The sequence below is a fragment of the Arcobacter lacus genome, assembly GCF_003063295.1.
In the GTDB taxonomy this organism is placed as follows: Bacteria; Campylobacterota; Campylobacteria; order Campylobacterales; family Arcobacteraceae; genus Aliarcobacter; species Aliarcobacter lacus.
Window position 1 is genome coordinate 35,597 of the sequence record NZ_MUXF01000004.1, and the last position, 24,335, is coordinate 59,931.

At 26.3% G+C, this 24,335-nt stretch carries 24 protein-coding genes; 9 read left to right on the forward strand and 15 right to left on the reverse strand.

The annotated features are described in order from the left end of the window. Positions 1-3: 3 nt before the first annotated feature. Genes B0175_RS03075 through tcmP form a run of 3 tightly spaced genes read left to right on the forward strand, consistent with a single transcriptional unit; the run spans position 4 to position 3,221 of the window. Positions 4-873 carry a TniB family NTP-binding protein gene (locus B0175_RS03075; protein ID WP_108527234.1) on the forward strand — a complete coding sequence of 290 codons (870 nt, stop codon included), beginning with the start codon at positions 4-6 and terminating at the stop codon, positions 871-873. A gap of 1 nt (position 874) precedes the next feature. Continuing rightward, a complete protein-coding gene (locus tag B0175_RS03080; protein ID WP_108527235.1) occupies positions 875-2,050 on the forward strand; it encodes a TniQ family protein in 1,176 nt (391 codons plus the stop codon). Between the two features lie 40 nt (positions 2,051-2,090). Further along, positions 2,091-3,221, forward strand: a complete 1,131-nt coding sequence (gene tcmP, locus B0175_RS03085; RefSeq protein WP_108527236.1) for a three-Cys-motif partner protein TcmP — start codon at positions 2,091-2,093, stop codon at positions 3,219-3,221. On the opposite strand, the gene B0175_RS03090 is transcribed toward tcmP, so the two are convergent. Next, a complete protein-coding gene (locus B0175_RS03090) occupies positions 3,213-4,460 on the reverse strand; it encodes a three-Cys-motif partner protein TcmP (protein ID WP_108527237.1) in 1,248 nt (415 codons plus the stop codon). The genes tcmP and B0175_RS03090 overlap by 9 nt on opposite strands. Further along, complete coding sequence (locus B0175_RS03095; RefSeq protein ID WP_108527238.1) at positions 4,453-5,181, reverse strand: DUF5131 family protein; 729 nt, start codon at positions 5,179-5,181, stop codon at positions 4,453-4,455. The genes B0175_RS03090 and B0175_RS03095 overlap by 8 nt, the downstream gene beginning before the upstream one ends. A 198-nt stretch (positions 5,182-5,379) precedes the next feature. On the opposite strand from B0175_RS03095, the gene B0175_RS03100 reads away from it, so the two are divergent. Next, positions 5,380-5,733, forward strand: a complete 354-nt coding sequence (locus B0175_RS03100; RefSeq protein WP_108527239.1) for a transposase — start codon at positions 5,380-5,382, stop codon at positions 5,731-5,733. A 91-nt stretch (positions 5,734-5,824) separates the two neighbouring features. Here the strand turns inward: B0175_RS03100 and B0175_RS03105 are convergent, their stop codons facing one another. Together B0175_RS03105 and mnmG are read right to left on the reverse strand one after the other, a co-directional pair. After that, a complete protein-coding gene (locus B0175_RS03105) occupies positions 5,825-7,531 on the reverse strand; it encodes a hypothetical protein (RefSeq protein ID WP_108527240.1) in 1,707 nt (568 codons plus the stop codon). Positions 7,532-7,595: 64 nt separating this feature from the next. Next, a complete protein-coding gene (gene mnmG / locus B0175_RS03110; protein WP_108527241.1) occupies positions 7,596-9,473 on the reverse strand; it encodes a tRNA uridine-5-carboxymethylaminomethyl(34) synthesis enzyme MnmG in 1,878 nt (625 codons plus the stop codon). Between the two features lie 144 nt (positions 9,474-9,617). On the opposite strand from mnmG, the gene ribE reads away from it, so the two are divergent. Further along, complete coding sequence (gene ribE / locus B0175_RS03115; protein ID WP_108527242.1) at positions 9,618-10,229, forward strand: riboflavin synthase; 612 nt, start codon at positions 9,618-9,620, stop codon at positions 10,227-10,229. Here ribE and mreC read toward each other — a convergent pair. The 7 genes from mreC to B0175_RS03150 all read right to left on the reverse strand — a co-directional run bounded on the left by mreC (position 10,223) and on the right by B0175_RS03150 (position 16,757). After that, entirely contained in the window at positions 10,223-11,029 is an 807-nt protein-coding gene (gene mreC / locus B0175_RS03120) for a rod shape-determining protein MreC (RefSeq protein WP_108527243.1), read from the reverse strand. The two genes, ribE and mreC, sit on opposite strands and share 7 nt — an antisense overlap. Before the next feature lie 4 nt (positions 11,030-11,033). Then, positions 11,034-12,077: a rod shape-determining protein gene (locus tag B0175_RS03125; protein ID WP_108527244.1), complete on the reverse strand. Its 1,044-nt coding sequence runs from the start codon at positions 12,075-12,077 to the stop codon at positions 11,034-11,036. Between the two features lie 3 nt (positions 12,078-12,080). Further along, entirely contained in the window at positions 12,081-13,301 is a 1,221-nt protein-coding gene (clpX, locus tag B0175_RS03130; protein ID WP_108527245.1) for an ATP-dependent Clp protease ATP-binding subunit ClpX, read from the reverse strand. A gap of 10 nt (positions 13,302-13,311) precedes the next feature. Next, positions 13,312-14,094, reverse strand: coding sequence for an acyl-ACP--UDP-N-acetylglucosamine O-acyltransferase (gene lpxA / locus B0175_RS03135; RefSeq protein WP_108527246.1), 783 nt, complete (start codon positions 14,092-14,094; stop codon positions 13,312-13,314). A 9-nt stretch (positions 14,095-14,103) separates the two neighbouring features. Then, positions 14,104-14,547, reverse strand: a complete 444-nt coding sequence (gene fabZ / locus B0175_RS03140) for a 3-hydroxyacyl-ACP dehydratase FabZ (RefSeq protein ID WP_004511103.1) — start codon at positions 14,545-14,547, stop codon at positions 14,104-14,106. 96 nt (positions 14,548-14,643) lie between these two features. Further along, positions 14,644-15,687 (reverse strand): lipid-A-disaccharide synthase, encoded by a 1,044-nt coding sequence (gene lpxB, locus B0175_RS03145; RefSeq protein ID WP_108527247.1) that lies wholly within the window; start codon positions 15,685-15,687, stop codon positions 14,644-14,646. Then, positions 15,684-16,757 (reverse strand): epoxyqueuosine reductase QueH, encoded by a 1,074-nt coding sequence (locus B0175_RS03150; protein WP_108527248.1) that lies wholly within the window; start codon positions 16,755-16,757, stop codon positions 15,684-15,686. The genes lpxB and B0175_RS03150 overlap by 4 nt, the downstream gene beginning before the upstream one ends. A 184-nt stretch (positions 16,758-16,941) precedes the next feature. On the opposite strand from B0175_RS03150, the gene B0175_RS03155 reads away from it, so the two are divergent. After that, positions 16,942-17,217: a hypothetical protein gene (locus B0175_RS03155; RefSeq protein ID WP_108527249.1), complete on the forward strand. Its 276-nt coding sequence runs from the start codon at positions 16,942-16,944 to the stop codon at positions 17,215-17,217. Positions 17,218-17,225: 8 nt separating this feature from the next. Here the strand turns inward: B0175_RS03155 and B0175_RS03160 are convergent, their stop codons facing one another. Further along, the gene (locus tag B0175_RS03160; protein ID WP_108527250.1) at positions 17,226-18,428 is read right to left on the reverse strand and encodes an NAD(P)/FAD-dependent oxidoreductase; all 1,203 of its coding nucleotides are present in this window, start codon (positions 18,426-18,428) and stop codon (positions 17,226-17,228) included. 206 nt (positions 18,429-18,634) lie between these two features. On the opposite strand from B0175_RS03160, the gene nfo reads away from it, so the two are divergent. From nfo to B0175_RS03175, 3 genes are all read left to right on the forward strand, one after another. Beyond that, entirely contained in the window at positions 18,635-19,477 is an 843-nt protein-coding gene (gene nfo, locus B0175_RS03165; RefSeq protein WP_108527251.1) for a deoxyribonuclease IV, read from the forward strand. Positions 19,478-19,502: 25 nt separating this feature from the next. Next, complete coding sequence (locus tag B0175_RS03170) at positions 19,503-20,042, forward strand: TetR/AcrR family transcriptional regulator (protein WP_108527252.1); 540 nt, start codon at positions 19,503-19,505, stop codon at positions 20,040-20,042. A gap of 74 nt (positions 20,043-20,116) precedes the next feature. After that, the gene (locus tag B0175_RS03175; protein WP_108527253.1) at positions 20,117-21,316 is read left to right on the forward strand and encodes a multidrug effflux MFS transporter; all 1,200 of its coding nucleotides are present in this window, start codon (positions 20,117-20,119) and stop codon (positions 21,314-21,316) included. On the opposite strand, the gene dauA is transcribed toward B0175_RS03175, so the two are convergent. From dauA to B0175_RS03190, 3 genes are read right to left on the reverse strand one after another with little or no spacing between them, the layout of a single operon-like run. Beyond that, positions 21,313-22,938, reverse strand: a complete 1,626-nt coding sequence (gene dauA, locus B0175_RS03180; protein ID WP_108527254.1) for a C4-dicarboxylic acid transporter DauA — start codon at positions 22,936-22,938, stop codon at positions 21,313-21,315. The two genes, B0175_RS03175 and dauA, sit on opposite strands and share 4 nt — an antisense overlap. A gap of 58 nt (positions 22,939-22,996) precedes the next feature. Then, a complete protein-coding gene (locus B0175_RS03185) occupies positions 22,997-23,644 on the reverse strand; it encodes a tetratricopeptide repeat protein (RefSeq protein ID WP_108527255.1) in 648 nt (215 codons plus the stop codon). Beyond that, positions 23,645-24,268: a tetratricopeptide repeat protein gene (locus B0175_RS03190; protein ID WP_108527256.1), complete on the reverse strand. Its 624-nt coding sequence runs from the start codon at positions 24,266-24,268 to the stop codon at positions 23,645-23,647. Positions 24,269-24,335 lie beyond the last annotated feature (67 nt).

Genomic DNA, 24,335 nt, shown 5'->3' on the forward strand with positions numbered 1-24,335 from the left:
TTTATGAATGATAGAAATTTAACGAAAGAAGCTTTTGAATATTTAAGTAAAAGTGATGAAGAAAGAATTATATATTGTAAAAAAGACCATTGGATAGGATATGGCTCAGCTGTAAAACTAATAGAAATTTTAGAAGATAAATTTTTAGACCCACCTCAAATGAGACATGAAGGATTACTAGTTTATGGTGATTCCAATAATGGTAAAACAGCAATTCTAAAAAGAATGTATGATTTACATAAAACAAAACTTGATTATGTCACAAAAGATGGTGAAGCAATTTATGAAATACCAATAATTTATTTCCAAGCACCAACAGTTCCTGATGAAAGTAGATTATATAGTCTTATTTTAGATGAGTTATGTGTACCTCAAAATAGGATTGAAAAAGTTGCCGTAAAAGCAAATCTTGCAAAACACTATTTAAATAAACTAGGCACAAGAATGATTTTAATTGATGAAATACATAGTTCATTAAGAGGAAATTTAAATAAACAAAGAACTTTTATAGATGATTTAAAACAGTTAAGTAATAGTTTATCTCTAACAATTGTTTTAGCAGGTACAAGAGAAGCATATTCAGCTTTATCAATAGGAAATGAAACAAGTACAAGATTTCCTGCACTTGAGCTTCCTAGATGGAATAATGATAAAAAATTTAGATCATTTGTGGCAACTTATGAGAGATGTTTACCTCTAAAAAAAGCTTCAAATATGGCTGAAAATCATGAACTCATTAATAAGTTATTTTATAATTCTGAAGGCTTAATTGGGAAAACTGTAAATTTATTAAAAAAGGCTTCTATAAAAGCAATTAAATCTAAAAGAGAATATATCACTGTTGATGATATAGAATATTTACCAAAGTTGTAATATGGCAAAGAAAAAAAGAAATAATGCTTGGGTTCAAGACTATTTCTTTTTAATAGTGCCACAACCTTTTAAAGATGAACTTTTAAGCTCTTGGCTTACAAGAGTTGCTATTGAACATAAGAGACAGCTTCCAATTTTTTTAACTCTTTTTGTAAAAAAAGAAGGAAATCAAATTTCAAGGATAGATATAGATTTTTTATATGATGAAAAATTATTTGAATCTTTATCAAATAAAAGTAACTTGACTAAAGAAGATATTTTTAAAATGTCCTTGCGAAGTGAAGAAGGATACCTATTTTCTTGCAATAATTGTTTATATCCACCTCTACAAATTAGAAAATTGACTGATAAAAGAACACATAATGGTTTGATGTATTGTCCAAAATGTTTAGTTGAAGATAAAATTCCATATTTTAGAAAAAAATGGAGATATGAATTTTATAATGCTTGCCCTAAACATAAAGTTTTTTTAACTGATAGATGTTGGAGATGTTATGAAAAAATTAATTTTTCAAAAATAAAACATTTTAAAGAAATTTGTATTTGTCATAAGTGTGAGAAAGATTTTAGAGAAAATCTTGTTATAAAAATAAATTCAAACTTTGAATATGGATTAAATGCAATTACTTGGTTTGAGAATGGTCTTAATGATGGCTATTTTATTATTGATGGTGAAAAAATAAATTCACTTTTTGTATTTGAAAGTTTTACCGCATTAAGAAGTTTAGTTGATAGAAAAAATGACTTAAATTTAAAAGATTTTCCATTAATTGAAGAGTATAAAACTATTTGTAAAAAACTTGAAAAATACAATTCAAAAAAAGCCTTATCTATTCAAAAAGAGTTTTTATTAACTTCTTTAGTTTTTTATCTTTTTGAAAAATTTCCAGATAATTTTCAAAAATTTATTGTTGAAAATAAATTAACACATAGAGATTTTATCCATGGGTTTAAAGATATACCTTTTTGGTATAAAAAAATGATTGATAAACTTATTCCAATAGAAAATAAAATAGGTAGAGAAATAAATGAAAATGAAGTTATTGGATCTATAAAATATTTAGAAAGTATTGGTGAACGAGTAAATATTATAAATGTTGCAGAAATTGTTGGTTGCCACCCTAGTATTCATAAAGAATTTAATAAAATTTATAAAAAACTAAATAAAATACTATAATTATTATTTAATTATATTAATAATCTAAGGAATTCATAGAATGATAGAAAGTCAAGAACATTTTTTAACAAATAAAAAACAACATACTGAAATTAAACATAAAATTTTTCATGATACATTTAGGTCCATATTAGGTATTTCTGCAAAGTTTTCCAAAAATAATAGCTTTACTTATCTTGATTTATATGCAGGACAAGGAAAATTTAATGATGATAGTTTTGGATCACCTATGCTTGCTTTAAATACAATATTAGAATCTGAAGTAATAAATTCTTTTCATCAATTGAAATGTTTTTTTTCAGAAATTGATAAAACTAGTTATTCTGAATTAGAAAAAAATATATCTTATTTAAAATCAAGTAAAAAATTAAATCCTAAAGTGTCAACACACTTACATAATGGAAATTGGCACGAAAAAAACGATGATATAGAGAATCTTTTAAAATTTTCAAAATGGGGATTTATTTTTGTTGATCCATTTTCAAATGAAGTTAATTTAAACAATTTAATTGAATTATTACAAAAATATGCAAAATTACAAGATTTTATGATTTTTATAAATTTTCAATCATTAAAAAGAATTATTGGAAGATATCCCGAACATGAAAATACAGCAAAATTTTTAGGAATTGAAAAAAAAGAATTGAAAAATTTATTACTATCAAATGATTTAATTAATGAATGTATTAGAACTAGGTTCTCAGCAATATCAAAAGATTACATTATAAATATCTCTATTCCAACAACTAGAGAAGGGAAAATAGTTGAAAAAGACAACTTTCAACTATTATTAGGAACTAATAGTATTGGGGTATCAGATGCCTTTCTAAATTCTTATTTTGAATCTTTAGAAGAGTATAAAGAGAATTTTATAACAAGCTTATTTGATAATATTGGTGATGATATTATCAAAATAATAAAACATAAAAAAACGATTTCTTTAAATAATATAATACAAGAATTATATACAAATACCAACTCTTGGAAATATGCAGAAAAAAACAATATACCTACATCTGATAATATACACCGTTCTATTAATGATTTACTTAAAAGTAAGCGAATTAAAATAGTAAATATTCCAGATGAATTTCTAATTAAAAAAAATAAAACTATTCATAAGAAAGCTTATTCAAGAAATAAATACATGAGAGAGATTATACTAGAATAAAAAGCTTATTTGCCTTTGCTTTGTCCATTTTATAATATCTTTATCTTGAATAGTAGTATATTTTCTTCTAATTTGACTATTATCTTTTGAAATAATTTTTATTTCACCTGATTCTATAGAATTTGCCAATGATTCTCTTATTATATCTCTTGTAACTGGAGTTTCATTTGCTATTAAATTGTTTAAAGCATTGAAATCTAAACATTCTCTTTCTTGTATTATCTTTGGTAATTCACAACTCAATAGCTGAATACTTTTTTGTTTAGATAAGTCATCAAAAGTATAATTAGAATGATTAAATAAATTATCTTTACAGTTAGAATTATATCCTAGAAACATGTTTAATCCTGCACCTGCATGATGAATAAAAGTATTTTGATTTTTCCAATGAATTTTCATCATTTCATCTCTTGCAATAGCATGAGTAGAAAAATGAAATAGCCAATAAGCACGAGAAGAAACATCACTTTTTATAAAAAATGGCGTATAAAATGGTGCATTTACTGTATTTACTATTGTTTTATATAATAAAGGTTGAATCTTTGTTCTTGAAAAATCATTATCTTCTTTTACATCATAAATTTGTTCACAATCTTCTTTTGATAATCCCATATTATAAAGAACTTGAGGTTTTTCACTTGAAAGATAATCAATTAAACTGTCAACAGAAAAAGTTAATATAACTTCTGCTTTTGGTAATTGTTCAAAAATCTTTTTTATAACAGGGATAGGTGCATCAGCATAACCATATTGGTCAAGAATAAAAATACATCTATTAGCTCGGCTTCGATTTTTTATATTTTCTATAATTGCATCTAAATAAGAAATAAATTTGCCATTTAAACAATTTGTGTCTTCAGATAAATAACTATAATCATTTAATGTTTTTTTTAAGAATAAAAATGTATTTTTATTCTTCTCAATAAAGGTATACTTAATATCAAAAATTACCGTTTTGCAATTACTTGCTTCTTTTTCAAAATTAATGATTTTTTTTGTTTTTTCAATAGTTTCTTTTATTCTTATTGGGCTTCCAGTTGTTCCATCACTATAAATTCCACCACCGCAAAAGCCATCAATAATATCAAGTTTTAATGAACTTACTTTAAAACCTTTAGTCAAATATCTTAAATATATTTCTAAATAATTTTCAATAATATCTAGCTTTACCTTACTATGGTCTTCAATAGTTGGTAACTCTTCTCCTATACACCAATTATATTTATTAACTTTAGCCAAATATACCCTCTGTTATTTTTTTAGGCATTTCATCATATGTATTATTATCTAAAAGTCTTCCTGCTTTCTTCTTATTTTTACCACCCCATTGTTTAAAAAAGAAAGGAACATCTTGAGTATTACATTGATTTTTTATATCTACTACCCACTCTTTTAACATAGGCCTAGCCTTTGCTCCACTTTCACCACCAACAATTACCCAGTCAATATTTTTTAAATTTAAATTATTTATTGGAGTTAATAGTGGTTCTATAGAAAGAAACTTGATATAAGCACCTGATTCTCTCAAATAATTTATTCTATGTGTAACTTTTTGACTTTCAACTGTTGTACCTAACCATATATTTTTAGTCCAAGTAATTAAATCATTAAGTTCTTTAATTCTTTCTGCTCGTTTAGTTAAAACTTGAAAAGTGTGCCAATGAGCTTTATTCATAACTTCAAATAACTTTAGAATAAATTCATCAGGTACATCTTTATGAAATATATCACTCATAGAACATACAAATATTGTTTGAGGTTTTTTCATAAATAGTGGGTCTTCAATATTTTTATAATGCAATGTTAAATTAAATGCATTTTCATATTTTTTTAAACCCATATTTTTTAATCTGTTAGCCATTTTTTCAGCATAACAATTTGTACAACCATCACTGTACTTAGTACACCCAGTTATTGGATTCCAAGTAGAACCAGTCCATTCAATTTTTGATTTACTCATAGTAGTCCCTTATCTAGTGATGATTATATCTTTTCTAAATTAACCATACAAATTTATCTTTTTTTCCTAAATTACTGTCAATCAATTAATTACAAAAGTGTAAATTCTATTATAGTTATTTATTTGACTTTTACAAAATTATCTATTATAATTCTATCAAAAAATCAATTAGTTGTCAAATTAGTAAAAAAGAATAAAATGCCTAAAGATATAGATTATAAGATATTTAAACACTCAAATTACAATTTAGTTTTTACATTACTTATTTCAACTCTAATGAATGAAGAAACTATTTCAAAAGATATAGAAATTGAACTCACAAAAATCATTTATAATATTTTTGAAAATTATAATAGTTGTGTTGTAAGAAATATACATATTAAAGATAATTCTACTTTAATAATATCTTTTGAATCAACACCTAATATTCTATTATCAAGGCTTATTAATAATTTCAAAACAGTTTCAAGTAGACTTATAAGAAGAAAATTTAATTTATATAACAATTTCTGGGAACAGAAATACTACTTATATACAAATAGCGTGATCTAACTAGAATTAAATAATATTATAAAAAAGTAGTTGTTAGGGAAACTAAATCCATTATAAAAGATATAAATTTAATATTATTTTAAAAAAGCAATTAAACAATTTTTTCTAATAACCCAGTATACCAATTAGCAAGCTGGATTTCATTTAAATTTTCATTTCTCTCATGGTTCTTTTTAGTAAATTTAGGATTAGTTTTAGAATGTTTTTTTAATATATTATCTATTCCTATATCTTTTTTAAAATATAGATTCATAAAAAATTCAAAATGCTCAGTTTCAATTGGTTTATTAGAAATTATCACCCATGTAGAATTTCCAGAAGATGGATTATTTTCTAATTCTAATAATCCCACATAAGAATTTTCATATTTAAATGTTGTTGTTAAGTATTGTCTAGGTCTTTTTTTAATTTTACATTTCGGATTTACTTTTTCTTCACCATCATCATTTTCAAGTATATATTGAGGTAATTCTTTTTTCTCATTTAAATGAAAATCTTTTATGTCAGGACGTTCTTGCAAAAAATTTATATATTGATTGAAAACTACAAAATTATCTATTTCGGTTAAAGGCTTAGATGAAGATTCTTTTACAAACTCACTTGAAATAACAACTTTTCTAATAGTTTTATTCCCTTTAGAAGATGACTCAGTTAAACTTTGATCAGTTATATCATCCGTTTGTTGCTCTTTATAAATTTTTAGTAAATCTTCTATAATATTTCTAGTTGAAGATTCTTCATCTATTGGAATATCTTTTAAACTACCACAACTTTTTTTTCTATTCTTTTGATGACTAGTTTTTGTATTCTTTTTGCTTGCATGCGTTATTTTTAATACTTCAGATGTTTCATTAGGAATATCTTTTTCAACTTTTGGAAGATTATCTAAATCTCCTAAATTTAAAATGACTTTATTCTTTTCTATAATTTTTGTTAGTTTTTCAAAACCTATATCTGAATAATCATTTATGATTTCATGAATAAAGTAATACTTTTCATTTGTTTTTTTATTTGTAACAAGAGAACTTCTTGTATCAATTTGGAACTCTTCTTTTGTTGGGAAATTAAACTTCAAATGCATTTTATATATATCATCATCTAAATTATTTTCTTGCATATATTTTAGATAATTATGTATATAGTTAGATACATTATCAAACTCTCTTTTTGCAATCTCTTGACAAGCATATCTATGTATAAAAGCTGCATCTTCATCAGTTTTATATTTTGGTAAAACTATTTTTGCATCAGTTTTATTATTATCACACAAGACATATAATTCTTCTAATGTAGAATCAAAAACGGCTTCTCTTAATTCTGAAAATCTAAAATAATAGTATATTCCAATTGCAAATTGAGGAATAATTATCTTAATATCGTCTTGTTCTACTACATAACAATTAATATTCTTTGCATCTGATAAATATTTATAACTCCAACCTAATAAAGTTCCAATACTTTTATCATCTAAAATATCTTTTAGTTTCTTTTCATTATTTCTATTAATAAATTTTGTATCAATTTTAAAACTTTTTTCTTCAACAGATTCATTCTTGTATTTATCTACTTTTTTACCATTTTGATAATACTCTAAAAATTGATAATGCGAAAACAATAATTCAGGTGATACATTATATTTAAATAGTTGTTTTTTAGATATATTTTCTATAACGATTTCATAGTGGCTATTACTAAATTTATCTTCATCAAGTACTATTTTAAGGGGAAATAAGAACTGAAAAATATCATCAGGATTATCTTTCATAAACTCTGGAATGATATTTTTCTTAGTTGACATAGCTAGATTAATCTCTCATTATCATTTTTTATTTTACATATTATCAATTTATATTGAACCATTATCAATCTTTATTGCTTTTGACAAATATATTTAAGTTCAAATGTATGATATCCAAAGCTGCAGGTGTAATACCAGATATGAGACTAGCATTGAAAATTGTAGGCGGTCTATGTTTTTCAAGCTTTTCTACAACTTCATTTGAAAGACCAGGAAGTCCTTTATAACTAAAATCTTCTGGAATAGTTGCTTTTAACATTTTTTTCATTTTTTCTATTTGTTTTTGCTGTTTTTGTATATATCTATAATATTTTGCTTCAATAATTATCTGTTCTTTCAAATAATTATCAAGATGTGCAAAGCTTGGAACAAGTTTTTCAAATTTGAAAATATCAATACTATTTCTTCCAATCAAATCTACAAGTAAAACTCTATCATTGATTTTTTCTTCACCAATACTTTCAAGAAGTTCCAATGTTTCTTTTTTAGAAGTCATCCATTCATTTGCCATAAATTCAATAGCTTCTTCCAATGTTTTTCTTTTGTTTTCAACTTTTTTTATAGTTTCATCATCTATTAATCCAAGATTATATCCATATTGAGATAATCTTAAATCAGCATTTTCTTCTCTTAAAAGAAGTCTATATTCAGCCCTACTAGTAAACATTCTATATGGTTCATTTGTACCTTTTGTTACTAAATCATCAATTAAAACTCCTAGATAAGCTTCATCACGTCTAAGAATAAATGGTTCTTTTTCATCAATTGCAAGTGCAGCATTAATTCCTGCTATTAATCCTTGAGATGCTGCTTCTTCATAACCTGTTGTAGCATTGATTTGTCCAGCATGATATAGATTTTTTACTTTTTTTGTTTCAAGTGTATGTTTTAATTCAGTTGGATCAACATAGTCATATTCAATAGCATATCCATATCTGATTATTCTTGCATTTTCCAAACCTTTTACAGAATGAATCATTTGTTTTTGAACATCAATTGGAAGAGAGCTTGACATACCATTTATATAGTATTCTGTACACATTGCAGTTTGTGGTTCTAAGAATAATTGATGTCTATCTCGTTCAGCAAATCTATTTACTTTATCTTCAATACTTGGACAATATCTTGGTCCCAATCCTTCAATTTGACCAGTAAAAAGTGGCGCTCTATAAAAGTTTGAAGAGATTATTTCGTGAGTTTTTTCATTTGTGTAAGTTATATAACAAGGGTATTGAGTTGGTGAGAATGTTGATTTATCTGTTCTAAATGAAAATGGAGCAGGATTTACATCACCTCCGTGCATATCCATTACTGAAAAATCAATAGAGTTAGCATCAAGACGAGAAGGTGTTCCTGTTTTTAATCTTCCAACTCTTAAACCTAACTCTTTTAGTTGAGTTGATAAAGTAGTTGATGGTAATTCCCAAGCACGACCAGCTTCATATTTATTTTCACCAATATGAACAAGCCCTCTCATAAATGTACCTGTTGTTAAAATAACTTTTTTTGCAATAAATTCTTCAGTTAATTTTGTTTTTACTCCACAAACTTCATTACCATTTTTTACTAAAAGTGCTGTTACTTCATCTTGATAAACTTCTAAATTAGGAGTATTATGACAAACTTTTCTCATATACTCTCTATATCTATCCATATCAATTTGAGCACGACTACCTTGAACAGCAGCACCCTTAGAAGCATTTAATATTCTAAATTGAATACCTGCATTATCAGTACAAAGTCCCATTTCTCCACCGATAGCATCAAGTTCTCTAACTAAATGCCCTTTTGCTAAACCTCCAATTGCAGGGTTGCAACTTGCTGCTCCTATTTGCTCTACTAACATCGTAATTAATAGAGTTTTTTTACCCATTCTTGCACTTGCTAATGATGCTTCAATACCTGCATGACCACCACCAACAACAATTACATCGTAATTCATTTTATTCCTTTTGAATAAGAGAAAATTTGTTTGAATTTTTTATAAATCAACTGTTTCTTTATAAGATTTTATTTAAGTAAGTTAAAATTAGCTTCTTAACAATTTTTGGATATTATATCCAAAATTTGAAAAAAGGTTTTTTAAGTGTTTACTGGACTTATAAGAGAAATGGCAAAAGTTGTTAGTTTTAAAAACAATTTTTTAACTTTAAAAGCAAAATATCATCCAAAAATTGGAGATTCTATTGCAATAAATGGAGCTTGTTTAACAGTTGTAAAAATTACAAATGATACTTTTACTGTTGAACTTTCACCTGAATCTCAAAAGATTTTAGCAATGGAAAATTATAAGAATGAAGTTCATATGGAACCAGCTATGATGATGGGTGATAGATTTGAAGGACATATCGTACAAGGTCACGTTGATTGCTTAGGAACAATTAAATCAATCAAACAAAATGGAAATTCAACAGATTTTTTTGTTAGTTTACCAAATGAATATTCAAAATACATTATTCCAAAAGGTAGTATTACTATTGATGGAGTTTCACTTACAGTAAATGAAGTTTTAAAAGATGAATTTAGACTTACAATTATTCCACATACAATACAAAATACACTTTTTAAAAACTATAAAATAGGAACAAAAGTAAATCTTGAAACTGACATGTTCGCTAGATATATTTATAATATGTTTAAAAATAAAAAAGATAATCTTTCTTGGGGAGATGTTGATAGAATAATGGCTAGCTATTGAATTTTTTGATGATTTTCCATCATTAATTGCTCTTCTTGATAATTATCATTGTATATATAAAAGTATTTCTTTTTTAGTGCATTTACATATGGTTTTATTGTTGCTATTTTCATACTAGCTTGCTCAGATACTTCCAATACTTTTCCAACTTTTAAACCTTCAAAAAAGATATTATCCATTCCAGAAGTTACAACTTCATCACCTTTATTGATATCTGACCAAATTGGGATAAATTTAACTTCTAATTCATCAGTATTTTCTCCAGCACTAGTAACAATTCCTGGACTTTTACTTTCTCCTATAAAAACTGCATAAGTACAATCTTTATTTCCATTTAATAATCCAACAGATTTTCCATTTTTATTTACAGCTATTCCTGCTGCAAAATTTTCAGAAATTAATCCTAAAATTTTTTCATTTTGAGGTGTTTTATCCAACCAAACTCTTGTAAAATCATTATAATCTACATAAGAAAGAACTTTCACTAGTTCTATTTGTGGTTTAATTTCTGGAATTTCCACATGAATTAAAAAATCTTTTAAAGTATTTAATTGTGTTTCTACAGTGTTGTAAAGGATTTTGTATTCTTTTAGTTCTAAATTTTCTGTCTCTAATTCTTTAATCTTTTTTTCATGCTCAAAATGCTTTTTAAAAAATTCAGAAGCTTCGATATATTTTTCAACATACATGCTTTTTAAATTTGAAAAAAATGTAAAATGTTTAACCAAAAGCTCATCTACCCTAAAAAGGTAAGATAAACTTAAAGCTACAAAAAGAATAACGAATAGAAGATGTTTCATTTAATTATTGAGAATTTTTCATATCATTAATTACTTTCAATAACTCTGGTTCATCAAGAACTTGACTTGTTCCATAAGCTACTGATAATAAAGGCTCATCTGCAATTTTTACTGGAATTTTTACAATTTCTGCTAAATATGTATCAATTCCTCTAATTAATGCTCCACCACCAGTTATAATAATTCCATTGTCAACAATATCTCCTGCTAAATCTGGTGGCATATTTTCTAAAACACTTCTAATAGCTGAAGCTATCTCTTTTAAAGGCTCTTTTATAGCGATTCTAACACCTTCACTTCCAAGTTCAATAGTTGATAAGAATCCAGAGTGATCTCTTCCTTTTACTTTCATTTTTAATTCAGTATCAAGTTTAACCGCTGTTCCAATTTCAATTTTTATAGTTTCAGCTGCTCTTTCTCCAATAAATAGATTATAATTTTGTCTTACATATTCAACTATTGATCTATCTATTTTATCTCCAGCAACTTTTATTGATTTACATAAAACAAGTCCACCTAAAGAAGTAACTCCAATCTCAGTTGTTCCTCCACCGATGTCAACAACTACATAACCAGCAGGATCAGAAACAGGAATTCCTGCACCAATTGCTGCTGCCATTGGTTCTTCAACTAAAAATACTTCTCTTGCTCCTGCACTCATAGCTGATTCTTCAACAGCTTTTTTCTCAACTTGAGTAATTCCATAAGGAATACAAATAATTACTCTTGGTCTAACAAAAGATTTTCTAGAGTGTGCTTTTTCAATAAAATATCTAATCATTCTTTCAGTCATTTCAAAATCTGCAATAACCCCATCTTGCATAGGACGAACTGCTTGGATATTTAAAGGAGTTTTACCAATCATTTGTTTTGCTTCTTGACCAACTGCTAAAATTCTATCTTTACCTTGTCTATCAGTTTGTACTGCAACTACCGATGGTTCATTTATAATGATACCTTTTCCTTTTATTGAAACTATCGTATTTGCCGTTCCTAAATCTATTGCCATATCATTTGAAAAAAGACCTATTATTTTATCTAAAATCATTTTCTATCCTTTGTTTACTATTTTTGGTTCTTGAGTTTTTTCAACAACCTCTTTTGTGATTATTACTTTTTTATTTTTATATTTTGGAAGATTAAACATAATATCAAGCATAATATCTTCTAAAATTGATCTCAATCCTCTTGCACCTGTTTTTCTAACAATTGCAAGTCTTGCTAACTCTTTTAAAGCATCTTTTTCGAATTCTAAAACAACATTATCTAATTCAAAAAGCTTTATATATTGTTTAATTAAAGCATTTTTTGGTTCAGTTAAAATATGAACCATGTCATCTTCAGTTATTTCATTTAAAGTAGCAATCATATGTAATCTTCCAATTAATTCTGGAATTAGACCATATTTTACTAAATCATCTGTTTCTACTTTTGAAATTAGTTTATCTTCAGTATTTTTTGATTTTTTATCTTGATTAAATCCAAGAACATTTGAACCTTGTTTTTTCTTAATAATATCTTCAAGTCCATCAAATGCTCCACCACAAATAAATAAAATATTTGTTGTATCAACTTGAAGAGCATCTTGTCCTGGATGTTTTCTTCCACCTTTTGGTGGTACATTTACAACTGAACCTTCAACTATTTTAAGAAGTGCTTGCTGAACACCTTCTCCTGAAACATCTCTAGTAATACTTCTATTTTCACTCATTCTAGCAATTTTATCAACTTCATCGATAAAAATTATTCCTCGTTCAGCTTTTTTTATATCACCATTTGCAGCTTGAACAAGTCTTGTTACTACATTTTCAACATCATCACCAACATAACCAGCTTCTGTTAAACTTGTAGCATCTGCAATTGCTAAAGGAACATCTAAATATTTTGAAATAGTTTGTGCTAAAAGAGTTTTTCCAGAACCTGTTGGTCCTATTAATAAAACATTTGATTTATTTAATTCAATATCATCATTAATTTCATTTTGTCTAAAAATTCTTTTATAATGATTATAAACAGCAACAGATAAAACTTTTTTTGCTCTTTCTTGACCAATTACATATTCATCTAAAATATTTTTTAGTTCTTGTGGAGTTTTTATTTTTATCTCTTTTAACTCTTCGTCTTTTTTATCATTCTCAGTAATAATATTACCATTCATTATATCGTGAGCTGCATTTACGCAAGATTTACATATACAAGCATTATCACCAGTAATTACTGGATTATCTTTTGTATCTGTTGCTCCACAAAAATCACATATTAATTTACTCATTTTTTATTATCTACTTTCTATTAAAAGGAATTCCTCTTTTTGTATTTAATACAAAACTAGCTAATTCTTTTACATATTTATTTTTATCATTATCAAGTAGTTCACGTGCTACATCTTGTAAAGGTTTTCCTACTTCAAAAAGTTCTCTATAGGCATGTTTTATAGCATCAATATCTTCTCTATTATCAAATCTTCTTCTAAGCCCTGTCAAATTTAAGCCTCTAAGAACTGCTTTATTTCCTTCTGCTAAACAAAATGGTGGTATATCTTGAGCAACAGCACTTGCTCCTCCAATCATTACTTGCGTTCCAATTTTACAAAATTGATGAATAGGAGTTAATCCACCAACAACTACAAAATCATCGCACTCAACATGACCAGCTAAAGTTGCACCATTTGCAAAAATACAATTATCTCCAATTATACAATCGTGTGCAACATGAACATAACCCATAAATAAGTTATTACTTCCAATTTTTGTTACACTTCCCCCACCGATTGTTCCTGGATTAAATAAAGTATATTCTCTAATTTTATTATTATCTCCAATGATTAATTCAACATCTTCGCCATCAAATTTTAAATCTTGAGGAATTGTTCCGATACTTGCATGAGAAAAAATGTGATTATTTTTACCAATAGTTGTTTTTCCATCAATTAGTGTATGAGAATCAATTACTGTTCCGTCACCAATTTTTACATTTTTACCAATAATCGTAAATGCACCAATAGTGATATTATCACCTAAAATTGCACCTTCTTCAATTATTGCTGTTTTGTGAATATTGTTCATTTATTTAGCCTATTTATCTACTATCATAGCTTTAAATTCGGCTTCTGCTGTAAGTTTCCCATCAACATAAGCTTTTCCTTCAAGTACCATCAATGTACTTTTCATTTTAACCGCTGTTAATTCATAATCTAATCTATCTCCTGGACGAACTGGATTTCTAAATTTTGCATTATCTATGCTCATAAAATAGATTACTTTATTTTTCATCTCTTCGTCTGTTAAATCAGAACTTTTTAGAGCTAAAACACCACCACATTGAGCCATTCCTTCTAAAATTAAAACACCAGGATAAATTGGATGTCCAGGAAAATGTCCTTGAAAAGCTGGTTCTGAAATAGAAATATTTTTAAAACCTTTAATAGATTTTTTTACTTCCATATCTGTAATTCTATCCACAAGTAGTAACGGGTATCTATGAGGTAGAATCTCTTGAATTTGCATAATATCTAACATACAATAATTCCTTTTTCAATTGTTCTTACTAAAAAGAACTATATTATTATTTAACTATATTTTATTAAAATGGTAGTTATTATATCTAAAAAAGTATTAGTTTTTTATAATCTGCGCCATATTTTGTGAGCTTCCATTTTTTAAATACTCTCTTAAAAGTTTAGAATTGTTGAAAAATTGTTCTTTATTGAGAGTATTATAATCATTAAATAGATTCTCTACAGTAACGTTTTCTTGCAAAAATTCACTATGTAGTGGCTCTTTACCCATTTTTTCAAAAAATATATTTGCAAGTCCAACAAAATTTAGTTTTACAAATAATTTACCTATAAAAAAATCAAATCTTTTTGCAATATATGAAAGAGTAAATGGTGTTCCAATAAGTGCAGCTTCTAAAGTTGCTGTTCCACTACAAATAAAAGCATATTCCGCTTCTAATAAACTTTTATGTGCATTTCTTGAAATTGAAAATTCACTAATATCTCCATAAATCCTTTTGATATATTCATCATCAAATTTTGATGGAATTATCAAAATATACTCTTTATTTGGGATTTTTTTGATTAGTTCTTTGAAAATAGGAAGTAAATTTGTAATTTCTGTTTTTCTACTTCCTGGCATAAAGGCTATTTTATTTGTTTCTATAAATGTTGTTTTGAACTCTTTTATTTCATCTAAAAGCGGATGTCCTACATAAGTGATTTTATTTTTATCATTATAAATTTCACTCTCAAAAGGGATGATTGAGCAAAGTTTTGAACAATAAGCTTCAAGTTTTTTTACTCTTCCTTTTTTCCAAGCCCAAGCTTGAGGTAAGATGTAGTAGATAATCTCTTTATTTGGATAAGTTTCTCTTAATTTTTTAGCTAAGGGTAGATTAAACCCTGAACTATCCATCAATAAGACTTTATCACAATCACGAGCAAGTTCAACTAACTCATCACGAAGACGGAAAAAAAATCTTAATTTCTTTAAAGCATCAACAAATCCCATAATTGCCAAAGTTGTCAAATCATAAAGTGGATTTCCAAGTTCTTTATCAAAAACTCCAACAAGTTCAATATCATCATCTAAATATTTTTTTAGCTCTTTTAAATGAATATTTGATGAAGCTTCCATAGCACAAACTAATAGTTTCATATGATTTCTTCCTTTATATCTTCGTAAGTTTGTGAATCTATTTCTATTTCATATTTTTCATCAATTATTTCATCAAGAACTATTACAGTACTCAAATCGTATGAATTTTTAACTATTTTATTTCTAATTTCTAACTCTTTTTCAAAACTTAAAGGTTTGTATAAAAGTTCTAAAACATTTTTAAAATTGCTATTTGAAAGTGAATTAAAAGTTTGAATATTGATTATTTTTACTTCATCACGATTTAGATAATTTATTCCATCTTTTTCATATTCTACTCTTCCATTTGTAGCTTTTTTACTTAAAGTTGAATAACACATAATATATGAAGGAACAACTTTTTTTGCAACACTTACTTTAGCACTTAAAAGTCTATAGTTTAAAAATCTTTGTTTTATAAGTTTATACTTTTCTCCTGCATCTTCTAAATCATTTCTTCTTTGATAAAGTTCAAGTCTTTCTTCTATTGATTCTGGCATTATTTGATTTGAAATTGGATTGAACATCTCATCCATAATCTTTTTTTGAATCTCTCTTTGAGCACTTAAACCAAACAAACAACCACAATAATTTTGTCTATATAAAGAGTTTTCCTTTACACGTTCTCCTTGAACGACTCCACCATTTCCACTTCTATAATCTCTAAATATAAAATTTACACCCGTTTCTTGTGTCAATTTCTCACCAATTTTTTCTAATTTTTCTTGAGATTTTTTTGGAGAAATTAAAAGCGAAGTTGTAAATTTATCATGTCCAAGTTCTATTGCTTTTTGAACGCTAACATCAAGTCTATCATCATAACAAACAGTACATCTATCACCTTTTTCAGGAAGATGTTCCATTCCTTTTACTTTTTTTAACCACTCTTCAAGGTTATATGGACCTTCAAGTAATGGAATTCCTAACTTTTTACATGAGTATTCTACATCTAAATATCTAAGTCTATATTCACTATAAGGATGAATATTAGGGTCATAAAAGTAACCAACTAATTCTTCATTGGGAAATTCTTCTTGTATTTTTTCTAAAAAATAGTGACTATCAACTGCACAACAAATATGTACTAACAAAAATTTTTCCTTTTAAATATATTTTTATTTTAGTTATAATTATAGTCAAAAGTTTTAAAACAAAGGATTAGCTATCAAAAGTTTATATATTACAATTATTTCTATATTTTTATTTACAGGTTGTTTTAGTACAAATGAGCCACAACTCACTTCAAGTGCTACTATTTTATTTAAAACTCCACAAATGAAGTTTTATGATAAAGGGTTTATTTTTAAATACAATGATTACACACAAGTTCAAGTTTTTAGTGCAGGAACTGCTATTTTAGATATGAAAATATATGATGATAAAGTTTGTAGAAGTACTTTTAAATGTCAAGATTTAAAAACATTTAATAAAGAAAATTTATCAGCTACTTATCCTGATAATTTCTTAAAAGAGTTATTTGAAAGAAATGAAAAAGAGGTTGTTTTTAGAGATAAAGCAAATGATATTTTAATAAAAATATTAAGGGATTGATGTAAAACCTAGAGTCTTCTAAGTTTTGCATAACCTTTTTTAATCAATTTTATAAGTGGTGCTCTATAAGAACTAAATACATATTTTTTAATCTCATAAGCCAATCTTCCTTTAACTGTTAATATCCCATAAATATCACCAGCAGCATATTGTCCACCAAGAGCAATTAAAATTCCATCAAGTTTTGGATCACATTTTTCTAAAGATTTATTTGCAATCATATTTAAAACATTTCTTCCAGCATTTGTACCGCTAATTCTTGCAATTGTTACATTTGGAGGCATAATCTCACCTTTTAAATTTTTAACCTCAGCCATATCACCAATAGCAAAAATATTTTCATATTTATCAGTTTGCATAAATTCATTTACTACAATTTGACCTTTTGCATTTTTCGAAACATCTTCTAATTCTGAAGTTATTGTTGAGGCTTCAACTCCTCCTGTAAAAATTACAAAAGAGTGGCTTACTTTTGTTCCATTTGAAAAATAGCAATACCCATCTTCAACTTTTTGAAGTTTTGTATTTGTAATAATATTTATTCCTAAATCCTTCAATCTTTGTTGAGAAATATTTATTAGATCTTGTTTTAAACCAGGAAGAATAGAAACTGAACTACTAATTAAAGAAATTTTTAGATTATCACAACTGAAATTTCCTCTTTTGAAAAATTTATTTGAATAATATGCCATTTCAGCTGCTATTTCAACTCCTGAAAGTCCAGCTCCTACAACTACAATATGTGTATCTGCACACTCTTTTGCTTCATTTTTTATTTTTTCAAAAAGTTGTCTTTCAAAACTTTGTTTAAAAGTGATTGCTCTATGAAGCTTTTTTATATCATCTGCGTTATTAAGTCCTGGAATAGTTGGAGGGAAAAAAGTTCTTGTTCCTGCTGCCATAATCAAATAATCAAATTCAACTATTTCTTGTTCTTCTGTGTAAATCTTTTTTGCACGTTGGTCTATTTTTCTCACTTTTAGATTTTTAAACTCTAAATAATTATGATTAAATCCTCTACATAAAGTTGTTAAATCGATAGTTACATCAGCAAACGTAGATTTATTTGCTATTAAATCATAAACTTCTGGTTGTAAGTTATGATAAGTATGTTTATCAATCAAAGTTATTTTAATATTTTTATTTTTTATTAATTCTCTTAATGCGTAAATTCCCGCATATCCACCACCAATAATTACTACTTTTTCCATCAAAGTTGACCTTTTGTAAATATATATATTTTTTACAATAAAATTTTATGTATTGTTTTAAATAGTAATTCTATACTTAGCCATTTTAGGATAATATAAAAATTTCAAAAATATGTAAGAAAAAATCTACAAATGTTTATAAATGTTACTTTTAAATAAGATAATAAAAATTTATAAAAATAAACTCACAAATAATAGGAAATATAATGAAATATGTAGGAGCTCATGTAAGTGCAAGTGGTGGAGTTTTTAATGCTCCAATAAATGCTACTCAAATAGGAGCAAAAGCTTTTGCTCTTTTTACAAAAAACCAAAGACAATGGAGTGCAAAAGCACTTGATAATAAAACAATAGATTTGTGGTTTAAAGAATTAGAAAAATCAAAAATAGAACCAAAACATATTTTACCTCATGACTCATATTTGATAAACTTAGGGCATCCAGATAGTGATGCAAGAGAAAAATCTATTGAAAGTTTTTTAGATGAAGTACAAAGATGTGAAATTTTAGCTTTAGATAGACTAAATTTTCATCCAGGAAGTCACTTACGAAAAATAAGTGAAGAAGAGTGTTTAGATAATATTGCCGAGTCAATGAATAGAGTAATAGATAAAACAAGTGCTGTAAAACTTGTGATTGAAAATACAGCAGGTCAAGGAAGTAATCTTGGATATAAATTTGAACATTTAGCTTATATTATAGATAAAATTGAAGATAAAGCCAGAGTTGGAGTATGTATTGATACCTGTCATATGTTCACTGCTGGTTATGATATTAGAACACGTGAAGCTTATGATAAAACTTGGAATGAATTTGAAAAAATCGTAGGATTTAAATACTTAAGTGGAATGCATATAAATGACTCAAAACCAGAACTTGGTAGTCGTGTTGATAGACATGATAGTTTAGGCTGTGGAAAAATTGGTTGGGATGCTTTTGAATTTATAATGAATGATAAAAGAATGGATGATATTCCTCTAGTTTTAGAAACAATTGATGAATCTATTTGGGCAGAAGAGATAAAAACTTTATATAATTTTATTAAATAATATACAATTATTTAGGAGTTATAAATTGAGTACAAAAAATAAGATTGATAAAAATCATTTAATAAAAGTTATTGAAGAAATAATTCTAGATGAAGGAATCTCTGGTTTAAGTATTAGAAAGGTTGCTACAAAAGCAAATATTTCAATAGGTGGTGTTCAATATATTTTTGGAAATAAAGATGGAATGATAAAAGCAGTTGCACATAAAAATGAAGATGATTATAATCAACAAATAGAGCTTTTATCAAAAAATGACAGTTCTAATTATGCTAAATTAAAAGCACATATTCAATATATCTCAAATTACAATAGTACAGAAGAATTTAATAAAATGTCAAAAATGATAAATATACTTTTGCAAAATGAAGTTATTTTAAAAGAATTTCAAGAATGGTATAGTGACTCTTTAAAATCTATTGATACAAATACACAGGAAGGTAAAAAATTAAGATTAGCATTTCTATTGTCAGAAGGTTTATTTTCTCTCTTATCTTTAAAATATATAAACCTATCAGACAAAGAACAAAAAGAGATTTTTGAAGATTTAAAAACTTTCCTACTATAAAGCTATCTTAATTTATTTTTTGATAAAGTTCAATTTCAATACACTTGTATTGAAATATATTTTGAAAGAATTTTATGAAAAAAAGATTAATTAATTTTAAATTTATTCTTACTATTGCTCTAATAGAAGTACTTTGTTATATGGCAATTGATATGTATTTAGCATCTATGCCAAATATTGCATCATATTTTGGAACTTCTTATTCTAAAGTACAATTAACCCTTACTTTTTATCTATTTTCAATGGGAATTGGTCAACTATTTTTTGGTCCAATAATAGATTATTTTGGAAGAAAAATACCTTTGATATTAGGAGTTCTACTCTACTCTTTATGTTCGATTTTAATTACATTTTCAACAAATATTGAACTATTTTTACTTTTTAGAATTATTCAAGGTTTAAGTGTTGCTTTAATATATGTTTCTATTATAAGTATGGTAAGAGATGTATCAAAAGGAAGAGTTGCAGCAAATATCTTTGCAATATTAATTACTATTGGAGCAATAACTCCTATTTTAGCTCCAACTTTTGGAGGATATATAGAACAAGAGTTTGGATGGAAAACTGTATTTTATACACTGTTTTCATTAGCAATCCTTTTATCAATAATGTCTTTTTTTACACTACAAGAGACTTTAAAAGAGGAAAAGAAAGTAAAAATAAATTTTAAAAATATTTTTATTATCTATTTCAAAATTATAAAAGACAGAAAATTTTTAACTCCTGCTATTACAGCTTGTTTGATGTATATGTTTGTATTTGCATATATTGCAGGAGCTAGTTTTGCTTATCAAGAAATTTATAAACTTGATTCAAAAACATTTGGTTTGATATTTGGAGCAACAGGAAGTGCACTTTTGTTTGGAGCACTACTTTCTACTAGGCTATTAAAAGTATTTAATATGAAACAACTATCTATTTCGGGAGCTTTTATTTTAGTTATTGGCTCAATTATTAGTTTTTTTAGTGCAAATATTACTTTTATTGGTTTTGATGGAATAGTTGCAGGATTTTTTATCTCATTTTTTGGTTTAGGACTTTGTGAAGCAAGTCTATTTTCTATGGCTATGTCTTCTCAAGAAAAATCAGTAGGAGCAACTGCTGCACTTTTAGGTTCATTACAACTTTTACTTCCAGCAAGTGCAACTTTGGTAGCGGGATATTTAGTAGAAATATCGATTATTTATTGGTTAGGAATTATTCTTTTTTTAGGAATTTTATCTTTCTTATTTACTTATATAGTTTTTAATAATAAAAAAACTTTAAGCAATTAAGGTTTTATTTTTCCAAGTTGTTTTGAATATTTTATAGCATCTTCAAGATTTGAAAAACTTGTTACATAACTTAATTTTGTTCTTTCAAGTTTTTTTAAAATCCTTGAATTTAAACCACTAAAAATCAACTTCTTATTTTTATTTTCAAAATTCTCAATAATTGACTTAAGTGCAACTATAGCAGTCATATCAATCATAGATACATTTTTCATATTTAAAATTACTACTGTTGTTTTTTCATTTGTATTTAAAAGAGTTTTTAAAGCATTTTGGGCAGCACCAAAAAACATTGGACCATTAATATCATAAATAGAAATAGTCTCTGGAATATCTGGATGAACTGATAAATCACTATTTACCAATTCAATTGAATACAAATCAATTGTTCTTTTTATAAATAGTATAGAAGCAAGTCCAATTCCCACAGCAACTGCTATTTGCATATCTATTAAAACTGTTAAAAAAAAGCAAGTTAACAATACATATATATCGTCTTTTGGCGCAACTTTTAAAATATTTATAAAATGTTTAACTTCTGACATATTCCAAGCAACCATAAGCAAAAGGGCAGAAAGTGAAGCCATAGGCAAATATGAAAGATATTTTGCTAAAAATGTAATTGAAACTAAAATAAACAAAGAGTGAACAATTGAAGATAACTTTGAAGTTCCACCTGATTTTATATTTACAACTGTTCTTGCAATTGCGGCAGTTGCAGGAATTCCTCCAAAAAATGGAACAACTATGTTTGCAATTCCTTGTCCAATTAACTCTTTATTTGGATTAGTTTTATTTCCAGTCATACCATCACTTATAACAGCACATAAAAGAGATTCTAAAGCTCCTAAAATTGCAATTGCAATTGCATGAGGAAGAAGTTTATAAATTAATTCAACATTTATATCTTTTGGCTCTAAAAAAGACCAAGGTAAAGAAAATTGTAAAGGAACAGGAGGAATTCCTGTTCCCTCTAAATCTCCTATCTTATAAGTAAAAGTTGAATTTATAGTTGAAATATCAAGATTAAAATAGATATTTAAAAAAGCGACTACAATAGTTGTAATAGATAAAGCTATTAAAGCTGATGGAATTTTATTTTTTGTTTTAGACCAAAAAATAAGTAAAAAAAGTGTTAATGCACCTATAAAAAATTCGTAAATATTAAACGTGTGAAAAGAGTTAAAAATTAAATAAATTTTATCTAAATAACTTCCCTCAAAATTTGGAATTGTTAATCCAAAAAAATCTTTTATTTGAAAAGTTGCAATCACAACTGCAATTCCAGAAGTAAAACCTACAGTTACAGGATATGGAATTAACTCAATTAAAGTTCCAAGTTTTAAAACTCCAATTAAAACTAAAATAATTCCAGATAATAAACCACAAAGAAGCAATCCAGTAATTCCAAACTCTTGAACAATAGGAATTAAGATTACTATAAATGCAGCAGTTGGTCCAGAGATATTTATTTTGCTACTTCCAAAAACTGCTGCAAATATCCCTGCAATAATTGCTGTATAAAGACCAAGTTCAGGTGGAACACCAGTTGCAATTGCTAAAGCCATAGATAAAGGAAGAGCAATTATTCCAACTGTTAAACCCGATAAAATATTATCTTTCATTTTATACCCGCTTAGAATAAAATTATAATTTGCGACCTAAACATAAGTATAAATTTTTTTATAAGATATAAATTTTACGATTTATATCCTCTTTATTTTCTTTTATTTTCTTTTGCCAGAAATCAACTTTTACTTGATCTCTTGGTTGTTTAAAAAGTCCATTTTTATATGTATTTACTAACATTTTTTGTGCTTCTAAAACACCTTGTGAAGCTGCAAATTCAAGTAGTTCAACACCTTTTTCATTATCAATTTTTGTATTTATTCCTTGAAGATAAAATCTTGAAAGTTGATAAGCAGATGTTGGATCAACATCACTAGATTTTTCCAATAATTCAAAAGATTTATTTAAATCTTTTTCTACCCCTTCACCTTTATAATACAAAAAAGACAAAGGTAAATTTGCATAGATATTGTCATTGTTTTTAGCTTGATTTAGATATTTTAAAGCTGATTTATAATCTTTTTTATCAGCCCAATAAGTTCCTAATCTAATTTGTGCAAAAGAGTTAGTATTTTCTATTTTTTTATAGCAATCCAATTTTGTAGCTTCATTTTCTAATTCTTGGCATTTATTCGCTTCATCCAAAAGTGCTGTGTAATCAGTCGAACCAAAAAAATCAAAACTTAAAAATGATGGCATTTTAAATGAACAAGCCGTAAATAAAAATAGAGTTACTATTGAGAGTAAAATTTGTTTTATCATCTATCTTCCATAAATTTTTTTCATAAAATCATCATTGTTCTCTTCATATTGAAGAGTCCAAAATTCACTTTTTTCTAAATCTGGCTCAATATATTGCCCATTTGAATAAAGAATACTTAATTCATTTTGTGCAGTTTTTACGCCATTTTCTCCAGCAAGAGTTAAATATTTAACTCCATCTACATAATTTCCTTGTGAAAAATAAAAATACGATATTTTATACGCAGCTATAGGATCGATATCTTTCGTACTTTTTAAAAGATTAAATGCTTTTTTATCGTCCATATCAACACCCAAACCATTGCTATATAAATCAGCAATCAAAGATATTGCATAAAAATTACCTTGTTCTTTAGCCAAAGTATATCTTTTTAGTGATTCTTCAAATAAACCTCTATTTTGAGCATCTAATCCAAGTCTTAGTTGGGCAAAAGAGTTTTTATATGAAATCAAATCATAACAATCTCTTTCAAATGTTATATTCATATCTCTACATTGTTCTGCAATTGCAAGTTCATTTGATAAAACATCTGCATTTTTACCATAATTTGAACATCCACTTAAAATAAAAAATGGTAAAACAGGTAAAAATAACTTTGTAAAAAATGTAGCAATTTTAATCATATAACTCCTTTTTTATAAAATGCTCATATTTTAGCATTTTTTTATTCATTTGTAGTTAAGAGATATT

What these genes read in the sequence shown, in the direction of transcription:
- tcmP (WP_108527236.1), top strand. Translation starts at nt 2,091, where the DNA reads ATGATAGAAAGTCAAGAACATTTTTTAACAAATAAAAAACAACATACT.
- B0175_RS03155 (WP_108527249.1), top strand. Translation starts at nt 16,942, where the DNA reads ATGAAGTTTTATGATAAAGGGTTTATTTTTAAATACAATGATTACACA.
- B0175_RS03175 (WP_108527253.1), top strand. Translation starts at nt 20,117, where the DNA reads ATGAAAAAAAGATTAATTAATTTTAAATTTATTCTTACTATTGCTCTA.
- B0175_RS03080 (WP_108527235.1), top strand. Translation starts at nt 875, where the DNA reads ATGGCAAAGAAAAAAAGAAATAATGCTTGGGTTCAAGACTATTTCTTT.
- lpxA (WP_108527246.1), bottom strand. Translation starts at nt 14,094, where the DNA reads ATGAACAATATTCACAAAACAGCAATAATTGAAGAAGGTGCAATTTTA.
- lpxB (WP_108527247.1), bottom strand. Translation starts at nt 15,687, where the DNA reads ATGAAACTATTAGTTTGTGCTATGGAAGCTTCATCAAATATTCATTTA.
- B0175_RS03160 (WP_108527250.1), bottom strand. Translation starts at nt 18,428, where the DNA reads ATGGAAAAAGTAGTAATTATTGGTGGTGGATATGCGGGAATTTACGCA.
- B0175_RS03095 (WP_108527238.1), bottom strand. Translation starts at nt 5,181, where the DNA reads ATGAGTAAATCAAAAATTGAATGGACTGGTTCTACTTGGAATCCAATA.
- mreC (WP_108527243.1), bottom strand. Translation starts at nt 11,029, where the DNA reads ATGAAACATCTTCTATTCGTTATTCTTTTTGTAGCTTTAAGTTTATCT.
- B0175_RS03185 (WP_108527255.1), bottom strand. Translation starts at nt 23,644, where the DNA reads ATGATAAAACAAATTTTACTCTCAATAGTAACTCTATTTTTATTTACG.
- mnmG (WP_108527241.1), bottom strand. Translation starts at nt 9,473, where the DNA reads ATGAATTACGATGTAATTGTTGTTGGTGGTGGTCATGCAGGTATTGAA.
- B0175_RS03075 (WP_108527234.1), top strand. Translation starts at nt 4, where the DNA reads ATGAATGATAGAAATTTAACGAAAGAAGCTTTTGAATATTTAAGTAAA.
- dauA (WP_108527254.1), bottom strand. Translation starts at nt 22,938, where the DNA reads ATGAAAGATAATATTTTATCGGGTTTAACAGTTGGAATAATTGCTCTT.
- B0175_RS03105 (WP_108527240.1), bottom strand. Translation starts at nt 7,531, where the DNA reads ATGTCAACTAAGAAAAATATCATTCCAGAGTTTATGAAAGATAATCCT.
- clpX (WP_108527245.1), bottom strand. Translation starts at nt 13,301, where the DNA reads ATGAGTAAATTAATATGTGATTTTTGTGGAGCAACAGATACAAAAGAT.
- B0175_RS03100 (WP_108527239.1), top strand. Translation starts at nt 5,380, where the DNA reads ATGCCTAAAGATATAGATTATAAGATATTTAAACACTCAAATTACAAT.
- fabZ (WP_004511103.1), bottom strand. Translation starts at nt 14,547, where the DNA reads ATGTTAGATATTATGCAAATTCAAGAGATTCTACCTCATAGATACCCG.
- B0175_RS03125 (WP_108527244.1), bottom strand. Translation starts at nt 12,077, where the DNA reads ATGATTTTAGATAAAATAATAGGTCTTTTTTCAAATGATATGGCAATA.
- B0175_RS03190 (WP_108527256.1), bottom strand. Translation starts at nt 24,268, where the DNA reads ATGATTAAAATTGCTACATTTTTTACAAAGTTATTTTTACCTGTTTTA.
- nfo (WP_108527251.1), top strand. Translation starts at nt 18,635, where the DNA reads ATGAAATATGTAGGAGCTCATGTAAGTGCAAGTGGTGGAGTTTTTAAT.